Here is a 13,812-nt window from a genome sequence, read left to right as displayed (position 1 = left end):
GCAATGACGAATGGCGAGGTCGGTGCGGAGAAACAGCGGTGACAGCCGAGACCATTATCCAGTCGCTGGCGAGCGGCCTCCTGATGGGGCTGCTTTATGGGCTGATCGCCGTCGGGCTGGCGCTGATCTTCGGCCTGATGGACGTCGTGAACTTCGCCCATGGCGAGTTTCTGATGATCGCGATGTACGCGACATTCTTCCTGTTCGCGTTCTTCGCGATCGATCCGCTGTTGTCGGCGCCGCTGGTGGCGGCGGCGCTGTTCGTGTTCGGGGCGATCGTCTATCTATTGATCGTGCGCTTTGCCGTGCGCGCCAAGGCCAACGCCGGCATGGTGCAGATCTTCTCGACCTTCGGCCTTGCGATCGTGATGCGCGGACTGGCGCAGTTCTTCTTCACGCCGGACTATCGCAGCGTCACCAATTCCTGGCTCGGCGGCAAAACCATCTCGATTGGCGGCATCTTCCTGCCGGAGCCGCAGCTCGTCGGCGCGCTGGTGTCGATTGCGGCCTTCGCGGGGCTCTTCTTCTTCATCAACCGCACCGATTTCGGCCGCGCGCTGGAAGCAACGCGTGAGGACGCCGGTGCCGTGGCGCTGGTCGGCATCGACAAGAACCGCGTTTTCGCGCTCGGCTGGGGATTGGGCGCGGCGCTGGTTGGTCTTGCCGGCGCGATTATGGCGATCTTCTTCTATGTCTATCCCGATGTCGGCGCGTCCTTCGCGCTGATCGCCTATGTCACCGTGGCGCTCGGCGGCTTCGGCAGCGTGTTCGGTGCTTTCGCCGGCGGCATCATCGTCGGCCTGGTCGAGGCGACCACGGCGCTGATCCTGCCGCCGTCGCTGAAATCGGTCGGCATCTACGCGGTCTATCTGCTCGTCGTTTTCGTCCGCCCGCGCGGCCTGTTCGGGTCGATGTGATGGACAAGGATTTTACCAGGCGGCGCCGCCGCGAGTTGATCGTCGCCTTTTGCCTTGCGGCCGTCGCCGCGCTGGTGCCGCTGTTCGTGAAGGACGTCTACGTCCAGAACGTCATGGTGCTGACGCTGATGTATGCGGCGCTGTCGCAGAGCTGGAACATCCTGTCCGGCTATTGCGGACAGATCTCGCTCGGCCACGCGCTTTATTTCGGGCTCGGCGCCTACACGACCGCGCTGCTGTTCACCAAGTTCGGCGTGCTGCCGTGGTTCGGCATGCTCGCCGGCGGTGGGATCTCGGCGCTGATCGCGATGGCGCTTGGCTATCCCTGCTTCCGCCTGCGCGGGCACTATTTCGTCATCGCCACCATCGTCATCGCCGAGATCGGGCTGCTGCTGATCCAGAACTGGGACTGGGCTGGGGCGGCGCTCGGCATCGACATCCCCGTGCGCGGCGATAGCTGGCTGAAATTCCAGTTCACGCGCAGCAAGCTGCCCTATTTCTATTTCGCGCTGGCGCTCGCCTGCGTCGCCTGGTTCGTCACTTGGTGGCTGGAGGATTCCAAATGGGGCTATTGGTGGCGCGCGGTGAAGGACAATCCGGATGCCGCGGAAAGCCTTGGCGTCGTCGTGTTCAATTCCAAGATGGGTGCAGCGGCGGTGTCCGCGTTCCTGGTCGCGGTTGGTGGCAGCTTCTACGCGCAGTTCGTCTCCTATATCGATCCTGAGAGCGTGATGGGTTTCCAGTTCTCGCTCCTGATGGCGCTGCCCGCGGTGCTCGGCGGCATCGGCACGCTGTGGGGGCCGGTGCTTGGCGCCGTGATCCTGATCCCGCTGACCGAACTGACCCGTTCCTTCATCGGCGGTTCGGGACGCGGCGTGGACCTGATCGTCTACGGCACGCTGATCGTGCTGATCTCATTGGCGCTGCCGAGAGGACTGGTGAGCCTGTTCGCATGGCCCAAGTTCTTATGGCGCAAGGCGGCCGTGCGATGACGGCGCTCCTGGAAACCCGTGGCGTCTGGCAGCGGTTCGGCGGCCTCGTCGCCAACAGCGACGTCTCGATCTCGGTCGGCCGCGGCGAGATCGTCGGGCTGATCGGCCCCAACGGCGCCGGCAAGTCGACCCTGTTCAACCTGATCGCCGGCGTGCTGCCGCCCACTCAAGGCTCGATCTGGTTCGATGGCGAGGATGTCACGAGATTGGCGGCGGCGGAACGCTGCCAGCGCGGCATCGGCCGCACCTTCCAGGTCGTCAAAAGCTTCGAGACCATGACGGTCCTCGACAACGTCATCGTCGGCGCGCTGATCCGCAACACGGTCATGCGCGTGGCCCGCCGCAAGGCGCATGAAGTGCTGGAATTCTGCGGGCTCGGCGCGCGTGCCGACGTGCCGGCAAGCGACCTGGTACCATCAGAGAAGCGTCGGCTTGAGGTCGCCCGTGCGCTTGCGACCGAACCAAAACTCTTGCTGCTCGACGAAGTCTTGACCGGCCTGACGCCGGTGGAAGCCAAGACCGGCGTCGAACTGGTGCGCAAGGTGCGCGACACCGGCGTCACGGTGCTGATGGTCGAGCACGTCATGGAAATCGTGATGCCGCTGGTCGACCGCGCCATCGTGCTCGACCTCGGCAAGGTGCTGGTCGAGGGCAAGCCGTCCGAGGTCGTCCGCGATCCGAAGGTCATCACTGCCTATCTTGGGGATCGTCATGCTGTCGGTGCATGAAGTCACCACCGCCTATCAGGGGCTGGTCGCGATCTCCGCCGTCTCGATCGAGGTCGCCAAGGGCGAGATCGTCTGCGTCGCCGGCGCCAACGGGGCCGGCAAGTCGACACTTCTGAAATCCATTGCCGGCGCCGAGCGCCCGCGCTCCGGCACCGTCACCTTCGACGGGGCGCGGATCGACGGCAAGCCGCAGCACGTCATCACCGCCGGCGGCATCGCCTTCGTGCCGGAAAACCGCCGGCTGTTTCCGCGCCTGTCGGTGCGCGACAATCTTCGCCTCGGCAGTTATCTCTATCGCAGCGAAGCCAACCGCGACGAGCCGCTCGACCTCGTGTTCAAATTGTTCCCGCGGCTCTCGGAGCGGCTGGAGCAGCGCGCCGAGACGCTGTCCGGCGGTGAGCAGCAGATGCTCGCGATCGGCCGAGCGCTGATGACCCGCCCGCGTCTGTTGATGCTCGACGAGCCGTCGCAGGGCATCATGCCAAAGCTGGTCGACGAGATCTTCCAGGCGGTGAAGCGCATCCGCGACGCCGGCATGACCGTCCTGATCGTCGAACAGCGCATGGCCGAATGTCTTGAGATCGCCGACCGCGCCTACATCCTGCAAACCGGCCGCGTGCTGATGCAGGGACCGGCCGCCGAGATCAGCACCAACCCCGACGTACGCAAGGCCTATCTGGGGCTTTGACGCGGGCCACTGTCCCCGTCATTGCGAGCGCAGCGAAGCAATCCACCTCTCCACACGCGCGGACAAATGGATTGCTTCGCTGCGCTCGCAATGACGAAGCGATAGTTTCTCCGTCATGCCCGGGCTTGTCCCGGGCATCCACGATCTTTCTTTCTTCGGATGCAAAGAACGTGGATGGCCGGGACAAGCCCGGCCATGACGAATTCGGAGAGGCTAGTGCCCGTGCTCCGGCAGCTTTAGCCCGAACACCTTCGTCAAATCCGCCACCTGCTCGGGCGATAGATAGCGCGGGTTCAGACCGCGCAGCAGCAGATAGAGCCTCGCGGTTTCCTCCAGTTCCTCCGTCGCGAACACCGCGGCCTCCAGCGTGTCGCCTGAAACCACCGGTCCATGATTGGCGAGCAGCACGGATGAATATTTGCCCGCCAGCCCCTTGATCGCGTCGGCCACCGCAGGGTCGCCGGGACGATAATAAGGCACCAGCGCAGTCTGGCCGCATTTCATCACATAATAGGCCGTCAACGGCGGCAGCGCGGCGCGCGGGTCGATCTCGGGCAGCATCGAGAGTGCCACCGAATGGGTCGAATGCAGATGCACCACGGCCCGCGCCGCACCGCGGGTCTGGTAGAGCGCCGTGTGCAGCGGCACCTCCTTGGTCGGCGCGTCGCCCGAGACCAGCCGTCCATCAGCATCGAGCCGCGACATCCTGCTAGGGTCGAGGAAACCGAGCGAGGCATTGGTCGGCGTCACCAGCCAGCCGCCGTCATCAAGCCTCACGCTGATATTGCCTGACGAACCCGGCGTCAGCCCGCGCTCGAACAGCGAGCGGCCGAAGCGGCAGATTTCCTCACGGAGCCTTGTTTCGCTCATGGCAGCCATACCCGTTTCCCGCCTTGTCTCACGCTTTGGCACGGCGGCCAAGCCGTGATACGCAGGGGCAAGACACCAAGAAGAATGTGAGGGACCGCCGCATGCCAGACCAGTCAAAAACCCGCGTTGCCGTGATCGGGCTCGGCTCGATGGGATCAGGCATGGCGACCTCGCTGTTGCGCGCGGGTTTTGAGGTGACCGGCTGCGACGTCTCCGCCGACAGCGTCGCGCGGTTCGTCCAGAGCGGCGGCAAGGGCGCCACGACGCCGAAGGAAGCCGCCGATGGCGCCGACATCGTGGTCAGCGTGGTCGTCAATGCCGCGCAGACCGAAACGATCCTGTTCGGCGAAAATGGCGTGGCCGAGACGCTGCCGAAGGGATCCGTGTTTGTCTCCTCCGCGACCATGGACCCCGATGTAGCGCGGCGATTGGCAAAGCAACTCGAGGCCACCGGACGGCATTATCTCGATGCCCCGATCTCCGGCGGCGCCCAGCGCGCGGCGCAGGGCGAACTCACCATCCTTGCGTCCGGCAGCGCGGCGGCATTCGCCAAGGCCCGTCCCGCGCTCGATGCGATGGCGGCCAAGCTCTATGAACTCGGCGATGCGGCCGGGCAGGGCGCTGCGTTCAAGATGATCAACCAACTCCTCGCCGGCGTGCATATCGCCGCCGCCTCGGAGGCGATTGCGTTCGCGGCCAAACAGGGGCTCGACATCCGCAAGGTCTACGAGGTGATCACGGCCTCCGCCGGCAATTCCTGGATGTTCGAGAACCGCATGCCGCATGTGCTCGACGGCGACTACACGCCGCGCAGCGCGGTGGAGATTTTCGTCAAGGATCTCGGCATTATCCAGGACATGGCTCGGTCAGCGAGATTCCCGGTGCCGGTCGCAGCCGCTGCGCTGCAGATGTTCCTGATGGCGGCCGCCGCCGGCATGGGGCGCGATGACGACGCCTCGGTGGCGCGCATCTACGCCCGCGTCACCGGCACGAAGCTGCCCGGCGAATAAAACTAAAGAGGACCGTCGATGCCCCGCTTTGCCGCCAATCTCACCATGATGTTCAACGAGGTTGCGTTCCTCGACCGTTTCGAGGCCGCGGCGAAAGCCGGCTTCACCGCGGTGGAGTTCCTGTTTCCCTATGACCATCCGGCGAAGGAGGTCGGCGAGCGGCTGCGCAAGAACGGCCTGACGCAGGCGCTGTTTAACCTGCCACCGGGCGATTGGGCGGCCGGAGAGAAAGGGTTCGCGGCGCTGCCGGACCGGTTTGCCGATCTGCAGGCGAGCCTTGCCACCGCGCTGCCTTATGCGGAGGCGACCGGCGTCAAGCGCGTGCACCTGATGGCGGGGATCGCGGAGAGGAGCGACAGCGGGGCGGTCGAGGCATTTTATAAATCCGTCACATGGGCTGCTGAGTTCTTCGCGCCGCACGGCCTCGACGTCGTGATCGAGCCGATCAATCCGCGCAACGTGCCCGGCTATTTCCTCAACGATTTCGGCTTTGCCAGCGACCTGATCAAAGAATTGAAGATTCCGAACCTGAAGCTGCAGTTCGACATCTATCACTGCCAGATCATCCATGGCGACGTCACGATGCGGCTGCGCGAGATGATGCCGATCATCGGCCACACCCAGATCGCCAGCATCCCCTCGCGCAACGAGCCCGATGGCGAAGAGCTGAACTACCCGTTCCTGTTCGATGAGCTCGACCGGCTCGGTTATGCCGGCTTCGTCGGCTGCGAATATAATCCGCGCGGCAAGACCACCGATGGCCTCGGCTGGTTCAAGCCCTATGCCGGAGCAAAAGCATGACGCTCGCGCTTGGCTGCATCGCCGACGACTACACCGGCGCCTCCGATCTCGCCAACACGTTGACCCGCGCCGGCCTGCGCACGGTGCAGACGATTGGCGTGCCCTCGGACGATCTCGCTCTGCCCGAGGTCGATGCGGTGGTGGTCTCGCTGAAGAGCCGCTCGATCGAGGCGAGCCAGGCGGTCGCACGCGCGCGCGCGGCGGAGAAATGGTTGCGTAGCCGCGGCGCGGAGCATGTGCTGTTCAAGATCTGCTCGACCTTCGATTCCACCGACGCCGGCAATATCGGCCCGGTGATGGATGCGCTGCGCGAAGATTCCGGCGACAACATCGTGCTGGTCACGCCGGCATTTCCGGAAACCGGCCGCACTGTATACCAGGGCAATTTGTTTGTCGGCTCGGTGCCGCTGAATGAAAGCCCGCTCAAGGATCATCCGCTCAACCCGATGCATGACTCGAACCTGGTGCGGGTGCTGGCATGCCAGAGCAGCACCAAGGTCGGGCTGGTCGGCCTTGCTACCATTGCGCGTGGCGCCGACGCTGTTCGCGCGCGTCTTGCCGATCTTGCCGCCGGCGGATTTGGCGCCGCCATCATCGATGCTGTGTTCGACCGCGACCTCGGCATCATCGGCACTGTGGCGCTGGATCATCACGTTTCGGTCGGCGCTTCCGGGATCGGGCTCGGGCTTGCCCGGGCGCTGGTTGACTCGGGCAAAGTCAGGCCGGAGGCCGCGAGCGCGACGGCCGAGGCGCTGGTCGGAGGGCCAGCCGCCTGTCTCGCCGGAAGCTGCTCGCAAGCGACACTGCAGCAGATCGCCAATGCCGAGCGCAGCATGGCCGTACTTCATCTCGATCCCGAGCGGATCGTGACCGGCAAGGATGAAGTCCATCGCGCGCTCGCCTGGGCGCGCGACCGGATCAGCGAAGGGCCGGTGCTGATCGCCAGCAGCGCCACGCCCGACGAAGTCGCAGCTCTGCAGTCCCGTCATGGGCGTGATGCAGCAGGGCATGCCATCGAGCAGGCGATGGCAGATATTGCGGAATGCCTCGTTGAAGACGGCGTGCGTCGATTGGTGGTCGCCGGCGGTGAGACGTCAGGTGCCGTGGTCGATCGTTTGCGAATCCCAGGTTTCCTCGTCGGCGCCGAGATCGCCGCTGGTGTGCCAGTGCTGCGTGCGGTCGGCGCGAACAAAGGTGAGATGCTGCTTGCTTTGAAATCAGGCAATTTCGGCGGCCCGCAATTTTTCTCGGACGCGCTTGCGCTGATGCGCTGATCGCGTGTCGCGTCGTTCATTTGTTAGTGACGGTTTTCGCCTACCGTAACTCTACGGAGGGACAAATTAACGCGACCTCAGAAGTTGCGCGGTTTGATCGCCAGTAAGGCATCCTTCTAGACCAAACCAAAGCACCTTGCATCACCCGACGCGCCCGACACGCGCAACACCAAGAGATTTTCAGATGTTCGCCAAATACTCGATCCGCGCCAAGATCATCACCGTGGTTGCGCTGCTGCTCGTCGCAATGACCGGCATGGGGCTCCTCGCCGTCCGCAACATGCAGGCGATCAATGCCAATACGGTCGACATCACGACGAGCTGGCTGCCGAGCGTCCGGGTGCTCGGCGAGCTTCGCGCCAGTGTCATTACCTACCGCAACGTGATCCGCGAGCATATGCTCTCGGAAACGCTCGAGGAGAAGTTGGCGGCGGAGAAGACCCTGGTCACCGTTGTTGAGGGCGACATAAAGGCCCGCAAGAGCTATGAAGCGATGATCACCTCCCCGGAGGAGCGGGCGCTTTACAATCAATGGTCTGAAACCTGGGATCGATACAAGAAGGGCACCGAAGAGGTGATGGCGCTGTCGCGCAGGGATGTCGGCAAGATCCCGCATGACGCCCATGAGCTGAACAGCAAGACCGTGAACAAGATCGGGCTCGACGCCGACGCGGTTCTCCTCAAGGACATCGAACTCAACAAGACGGGCGCCGACAAGGCTGCGGAGGACGCCGCCGCCAACTACTCTTCCGCCTTCGCGATACTCGCTTTCATCCTCTTGGCCGCGGTGCTTGTTGGCGCGGTCGTCAGTTTCCTGCTGATCCGCGACGTCTCGGCTGGGATCGCTTCCATCGTCAAGCCGATGCAGGCGCTCGGAAATGGAGACCTGACCGCCGAAGTCCCGCACCAGGGTGAGAAGACCGAAATCGGCACGATGGCCGATGCGCTCCAGGTGTTCAAGGAAGCCCTGATCGCCAAGAGGGCCGCCGACGAGGCTGCAGCCGCCGACGCCGAAGCCAAGATCGAGCGTGGCCGCCGCGTCGACGCCATCACCCGCAATTTCGAGACCATGATCGGCGAGATCGTCCAGACCGTCTCTTCCGCCTCGAGCCAGCTCGAAGCCGCGGCCGGCACGCTCTCCTCGACCGCCACGCGCTCGCAGGAATTGACCACCGCAGTCGCCTCCGCCTCGGAAGAGGCGTCCACCAATGTGCAGTCGGTGGCGTCCGCGACCGAGGAGCTGTCATCGTCCGTCACCGAGATCAGCCGCCAGGTCCAGGAATCGGCGCGGATGGCGGGCGACGCCGTCGGCCAGGCCCGCAGCACCAACGACCGTGTCAGCGAGCTCTCGAAGGCGGCGGCGCGGATCGGCGATGTCGTCGAACTCATCAACACGATCGCGGGCCAGACCAACCTGCTGGCGCTGAACGCGACCATCGAGGCGGCGCGCGCCGGCGAGGCCGGCCGCGGCTTTGCGGTGGTCGCCTCCGAAGTGAAGGCGCTGGCCGAGCAGACTGCGAAAGCCACCGGCGAGATCGGCCAGCAGATCACCGGCATCCAGGCCGCCACCCAGGACTCGGTGAACGCGATCAAGGAAATCAGCAACACCATCGAACGGCTGTCGGAAATCTCCTCGACCATCGCCGCGGCGGTCGAGGAGCAGGGCGCGGCCACGCAGGAAATCTCCCGCAACGTCCAGCAGGCTGCCCAGGGCACCCACCAGGTCTCGGCCAACATTACCGACGTGCAGCGCGGCGCGACCGAGACCGGTTCGGCCTCCACACAGGTGCTGTCGGCAGCAAAGGCGTTGTCCGGCGACAGCAGCCGCCTCAAGGTCGAGGTCAGCAAGTTCCTGGAATCGGTACGGGCGGCTTAATTACTTAATTAGTTGCGATAATTCCCGGCCGCGGTTCACGCCGTGGCCGGTCCGGCCCGGCGCTATGTCGAGGATGTGAACACGGATTGCGCCGCGCAAAGTTGGCTTTTGGCCCGTTTTTCGCTAGATCGACGCAAGTGAATTGGCCTGTAGGGGCGCCAATCCCCCGTTCATTTTACGGGTTCCGGGGAATAACTCGTCAATGGTTGCACTGGTCCGTATCGCGCTGAGCCGGCCGTATACGTTTGTCGTGCTCGCGCTGCTTCTCCTCATTGTCGGACCGCTCGCTGCCCTGCGCACGCCCACCGATATCTTTCCCGACATCCGCATCCCCGTCATCGGGGTGGTCTGGCAGTACACCGGCCTGCCGCCGGACCAGATGTCCGGGCGCATCACCACGCCATTCCAGCGCGCGCTGACGACCACCGTCAACGATATCGAGCATATCGTCGCCAATTCCTACAACGGCTTCGGCATCATCAAGATCTTCTTCCAGCCGAATGTCGACATCCGCACCGCCAACGCCCAGGTCACGGCGATCTCGCAGACGCTTTTGAAGCAGATGCCACCGGGCGCGACGCCGCCTTTGATCCTGAACTACAGCGCCTCCACAGTGCCGATCATCCAGGTCGCGCTATCAGGTGAGGGGCTGACCGAGCAGAATCTCGCCGATATCGGCATCAACCAGCTCCGCACGCCGCTCGTCACCGTGCCCGGCGCCGCCATACCCTATCCGTTCGGCGGCAAGCAGCGACAGGTACAGATCGACCTCAACTCCACGGCGCTGCAGGCGCGCGGCCTGTCGGGGCAGGACGTGGCCAATGCACTCGCTGCACAAAATCTGATCACGCCGGTCGGCACGCAGAAGATCGGTCAGTTCGAATACAACATCCAGCTCAACAACTCGCCGCTCAAGATGGAGGATCTCGGCAATCTGCCGATCAAGACCGTCAACGGCGCCATGGTCTATGTGCGGGACGTCGCCACCGTGCGCGACGGCAACCCGCCGCAGACCAACATCGTCCATGTCGACGGCAACCGCTCGGTGCTGATGATGGTGCTGAAGGCGGGCGCGATCTCGACGCTCGATATCATCGCGGGCATCAAGCAGAAGGTGATCGACGTCAAGGACCAGCTTCCGGACGCGCTGAAGATCGGCTTCATCGGTGACCAGTCGGTATTCGTCCGCGGCGCCATCACCGGCGTCGCCTTCGAAGGCGTCATTGCCGCATTGCTCACCAGCGTGATGATCCTCTTGTTTCTCGGGAGCTGGCGATCGACCATCATCATCGCGGTCTCGATCCCGCTCTCGGTGCTCGGCGCCATCATCATGCTGTCGGCGATCGGCGAGACGCTCAACATCATGACGCTCGGCGGATTGGCGCTCGCGGTCGGCATCCTCGTCGACGACGCCACCGTGACGATCGAGAACATCAATTACCATCTGGAGCAGGGCAAGTCGGTCGAACAGTCGATTCTCGACGGCGCCAACCAGATCGTCACGCCGGCGTTTGTGTCGCTGCTCTGCATCTGCATCGTGTTCGTGCCGATGTTCTTCCTGACCGGCGTTGCGCGCTTCCTGTTCGTGCCGATGGCGGAAGCGGTGATGTTCGCGATGATCTGGTCGTTCATCCTGTCGCGCACGCTGGTGCCGACGATGGCGAAATACCTGCTGCAGCCGCATGTGCATCACGAAGGCGGGCTGCCGCCGACGCGCAATCCGTTCAAGCTGTTCCAGCGCGGCTTCGAAGCGCGGTTCGAGCGCATCCGGCGCGGCTATCGCGACATGCTGGCGATGGCGCTCGGACGCCGCGCCGTCTTCGTCACCGGATTCCTCGGCTTCGTCGCGGTGTCCATGCTGCTGGTGCCGTTTTTGGGACGCAACTTCTTTCCGTCGGTCGACGCCGGCAACATCCTGATGCACGTCCGCACCCAGGTCGGCACTCGCGTCGAGGAGACCGCCAACCAGCTCGCCGAGGTGCAGAAGGCGATCCGCAAGATCATCCCGCCCGAGGAGATCGACACGCTGGCCGACAACATCGGCATGCCGATTTCCGGCATCAACATGACCTACAACAACACCGGCGTCATCGGGCCGCAGGACGGCGACATCCAGGTCAAGCTGAAGGAAGGCCACAGGCCGACCGAGGAATATGTCCAGGTGTTGCGCGAGCAGTTGCCGCGGATGTTCCCCGGCATCAGCTTCGCGTTCCTGCCCGCCGATATCGTCAGCCAGATCCTGAACTTCGGCGCGCCGGCGCCGATCGACCTGCAGATCCGCGGCGCCAATCTCGACGCCAATTTCGCCTATGCCAACAAATTACTGAGCCGGATCCGCCGCATTCCCGGCATTGCGGACGCGCGCATCCAGCAATCGCCGAACAGCCCCACCTTCAATATCGATGTCGACCGCACCCGCGCGCAATATGTCGGGCTGACCGAGCGCGACGTCACCAACAGCCTCGTCGTCAATCTCGCCGGCAGCTCGCAGGTCGCGCCGACCTATTATCTCAATCCGGACAACGGCGTGTCCTATTCGATCGTGATGCAGACGCCGCAATACCAGATCGACTCGCTGAGCGCGTTGCAGACGCTGCCGATCACCGCGAGCAACAACCCACAGTCGCCGATCCTGGGCGGCATTGCCGACATCACGCGCTCGACCTCGAGCGCGGTCGTTTCTCAATACGACATCCAGTCCATGGTGCAGATCTACGCCACCACGCAGGGCCGCGACCTCGGCGCTGTCGCCACCGACGTCCGGGCGCTGATCGCCGAGACCGCAAAGGACGTGCCGAAGGGAAGTTCGGTGGTGCTGCTCGGTCAGGTGCAGACCATGAACAGTGCGTTTTCGGGCCTTTTGTTCGGCCTGCTCGGCGCCGTCGTGCTGATCTATCTCCTGATCGTCGTGAACTTCCAGTCCTGGTCCGATCCATTCGTGATCATCACCGCGCTGCCGGCGGCGCTCGCCGGCATCATCTGGATGCTCTTCACCACCCAAACCACGCTGTCGGTGCCGGCGCTGACCGGCGCAATCATGTGCATGGGCGTCGCCACCGCCAACAGCGTGCTCGTCATCAGCTTCGCCCGCGAGCGCTATGAGCAGCTCGGTGATCCCATTGCCGCCGCGCTTGACGCCGGCTTCGTCCGTTTCCGCCCGGTGCTGATGACCGCGCTGGCCATGATCATTGGCATGGCGCCGATGGCGCTGGGACTGGGCGAGGGTGGCGAGCAGAACGCCCCGCTCGGCCGCGCCGTGATCGGCGGCCTGATCTTTGCAACGTTCGCGACGCTGATGTTTGTTCCCGTCGTCTTTAGTATGGTACACAAGAAGCAAGGCGCCAGCGCCGCCGCCGCACCGGAGATGTCGCATGCCCACTGACCAACGCCCGCCGGTCTCGCGCTGGAAACTGGGCATTTTCGGGCTTGCCGCCGGTGTCGGCCTGGTCCTCGTCGTCATCACCGGCATCCGCGCCCGCGAGGAGCAGGGCACCAAGCTCAAGGAATGGACCGATAGTCAGGCCATCCCGAGCGTCGCGGTCGCGCCGCCCAGCGCCAAGGTGCTCAATCCCACGATCGACCTGCCGGGTCGGCTGGAAGCCTATTATCGCGCCCCGATCTTCGCGCGAGTGTCCGGTTACCTGACGAGCTGGAGCGTCGACATCGGCGCCCGCGTCAAGGCCGGGCAGGTGATCGCCGAAATCGAGGCGCCCGACCTCGACCAGCAATTGCTGCAGGCCAGGGCCGATCTCGCCAGCCAGCAGGCCAGCGCCAAGCTCTCCGAAGCGACGCTGACCCGGCGCAGGTCATTGCTCGCCTCCAACTTCGTCTCGATGCAGGAGATCGACGAGCGCACCGCCGATCTCTCCAACAAGAAGGCCGCCGTCAATTCCGGCCAGGCCAATGTCGAGCGGCTGGAAGCGCTAGCGGGGTACAAGAAGATCACCGCGCCCTTCGACGGCGTTGTCACCGAGCGCAACACCGACGTCGGCGCGCTGATCAATGCCGGGGGCAATGCGGGACCGGCGATGTTCATTGTCTCCGATATCTCTAAGCTGCGCGTCTATGTGAACGTGCCGCAGAATTTCGTGCCGTCGATCAAGATGGGCGCCAAGGCCGTCATCACGCTGCCGGAGTATCCGAACCGCACCTTCACGGCGACGGTGGAGGCCTCCTCGCAGGCCGTCGATGTCAGCTCGGGAACGACGCGCATGCAGCTTGCGCTGGACAATTCGAACGGTGAATTGATGCCCGGCGGCTATGCCAATGTGAAGCTGACGTTGCAGCGCGACACCATTCCGCTGCACATCCCCGCCAGCGCGCTGATCTTCGACAGCAACGGCCTGCGCGTTGCGACCGTCGGCGCCGATGACAAGATCCTGTTCAAGAAGGTGACGATCGCCCGCGACCTCGGCAAGGAGATCGAGATCGCCTCCGGCCTCACCGGTGACGACCGCATCATCATCGCCCCGCCCGACGGCATCAACGACGGCGACCAGGTCCGCGTGGTCGGCGGCGGCGCAAAGAAGCCGACCACGGCCTCCGAAAAGCAGGACGTGAAGGGGTAGGGCGGCTCTCCCCTCGTAGGGTGGGCACGCTGCGCTTTGCCCACCCTTCTGTAACGGGCCTGGATCAGTCAATCCCTTTTGCGTCATC

At 64.1% G+C, this 13,812-nt stretch carries 11 protein-coding genes; 10 read left to right on the top strand and 1 reads right to left on the bottom strand.

All coding sequences use genetic code 11. From position 1 onward, the window contains the following. Positions 1-38: 38 nt before the first annotated feature. Genes OZ411_RS21280 through OZ411_RS21265 form a run of 4 tightly spaced genes read left to right on the top strand, consistent with a single transcriptional unit; the run spans position 39 to position 3,325 of the window. Entirely contained in the window at positions 39-917 is an 879-nt protein-coding gene (locus OZ411_RS21280; protein ID WP_282529531.1) for a branched-chain amino acid ABC transporter permease, read from the top strand. Further along, on the top strand, positions 917-1,909 hold the full coding sequence (locus OZ411_RS21275) for a branched-chain amino acid ABC transporter permease (RefSeq protein WP_282529530.1): 993 nt from the start codon (positions 917-919) through the stop codon (positions 1,907-1,909). The genes OZ411_RS21280 and OZ411_RS21275 overlap by 1 nt, the downstream gene beginning before the upstream one ends. Next, the gene (locus OZ411_RS21270) at positions 1,906-2,637 is read left to right on the top strand and encodes an ABC transporter ATP-binding protein (RefSeq protein WP_282529581.1); all 732 of its coding nucleotides are present in this window, start codon (positions 1,906-1,908) and stop codon (positions 2,635-2,637) included. Before OZ411_RS21275 ends, OZ411_RS21270 begins: the two co-directional genes overlap by 4 nt. Further along, on the top strand, positions 2,621-3,325 hold the full coding sequence (locus tag OZ411_RS21265) for an ABC transporter ATP-binding protein (RefSeq protein WP_130226579.1): 705 nt from the start codon (positions 2,621-2,623) through the stop codon (positions 3,323-3,325). Before OZ411_RS21270 ends, OZ411_RS21265 begins: the two co-directional genes overlap by 17 nt. Before the next feature lie 213 nt (positions 3,326-3,538). Here OZ411_RS21265 and OZ411_RS21260 read toward each other — a convergent pair whose 3' ends face one another. Then, positions 3,539-4,195, bottom strand: coding sequence for an aldolase (locus OZ411_RS21260; protein WP_282529529.1), 657 nt, complete (start codon positions 4,193-4,195; stop codon positions 3,539-3,541). On the opposite strand from OZ411_RS21260, the gene ltnD reads away from it, so the two are divergent. The 6 genes from ltnD to OZ411_RS21230 all read left to right on the top strand — a co-directional run bounded on the left by ltnD (position 4,183) and on the right by OZ411_RS21230 (position 13,724). Then, on the top strand, positions 4,183-5,205 hold the full coding sequence (ltnD, locus tag OZ411_RS21255) for an L-threonate dehydrogenase (RefSeq protein ID WP_349017026.1): 1,023 nt from the start codon (positions 4,183-4,185) through the stop codon (positions 5,203-5,205). The two genes, OZ411_RS21260 and ltnD, sit on opposite strands and share 13 nt — an antisense overlap. An 18-nt stretch (positions 5,206-5,223) precedes the next feature. Beyond that, positions 5,224-6,006: a 2-oxo-tetronate isomerase gene (gene otnI / locus OZ411_RS21250; protein WP_282529528.1), complete on the top strand. Its 783-nt coding sequence runs from the start codon at positions 5,224-5,226 to the stop codon at positions 6,004-6,006. Beyond that, positions 6,003-7,280 carry a 3-oxo-tetronate kinase gene (gene otnK / locus OZ411_RS21245; protein ID WP_282529527.1) on the top strand — a complete coding sequence of 426 codons (1,278 nt, stop codon included), beginning with the start codon at positions 6,003-6,005 and terminating at the stop codon, positions 7,278-7,280. The genes otnI and otnK overlap by 4 nt, the downstream gene beginning before the upstream one ends. Positions 7,281-7,464: 184 nt before the next feature. Continuing rightward, positions 7,465-9,156, top strand: a complete 1,692-nt coding sequence (locus OZ411_RS21240) for a methyl-accepting chemotaxis protein (protein WP_282529526.1) — start codon at positions 7,465-7,467, stop codon at positions 9,154-9,156. A 202-nt stretch (positions 9,157-9,358) separates the two neighbouring features. Beyond that, positions 9,359-12,538 (top strand): efflux RND transporter permease subunit, encoded by a 3,180-nt coding sequence (locus OZ411_RS21235; protein ID WP_282529525.1) that lies wholly within the window; start codon positions 9,359-9,361, stop codon positions 12,536-12,538. After that, on the top strand, positions 12,528-13,724 hold the full coding sequence (locus OZ411_RS21230; RefSeq protein ID WP_282529524.1) for an efflux RND transporter periplasmic adaptor subunit: 1,197 nt from the start codon (positions 12,528-12,530) through the stop codon (positions 13,722-13,724). Before OZ411_RS21235 ends, OZ411_RS21230 begins: the two co-directional genes overlap by 11 nt. Positions 13,725-13,812 lie beyond the last annotated feature (88 nt).

It is taken from the genome of Bradyrhizobium sp. Arg237L, from assembly GCF_029990105.1.
In the GTDB taxonomy this organism is placed as follows: domain Bacteria; phylum Pseudomonadota; class Alphaproteobacteria; order Rhizobiales; family Xanthobacteraceae; genus Bradyrhizobium.
This window is presented reverse-complemented; position numbering and strand designations above follow the sequence as displayed.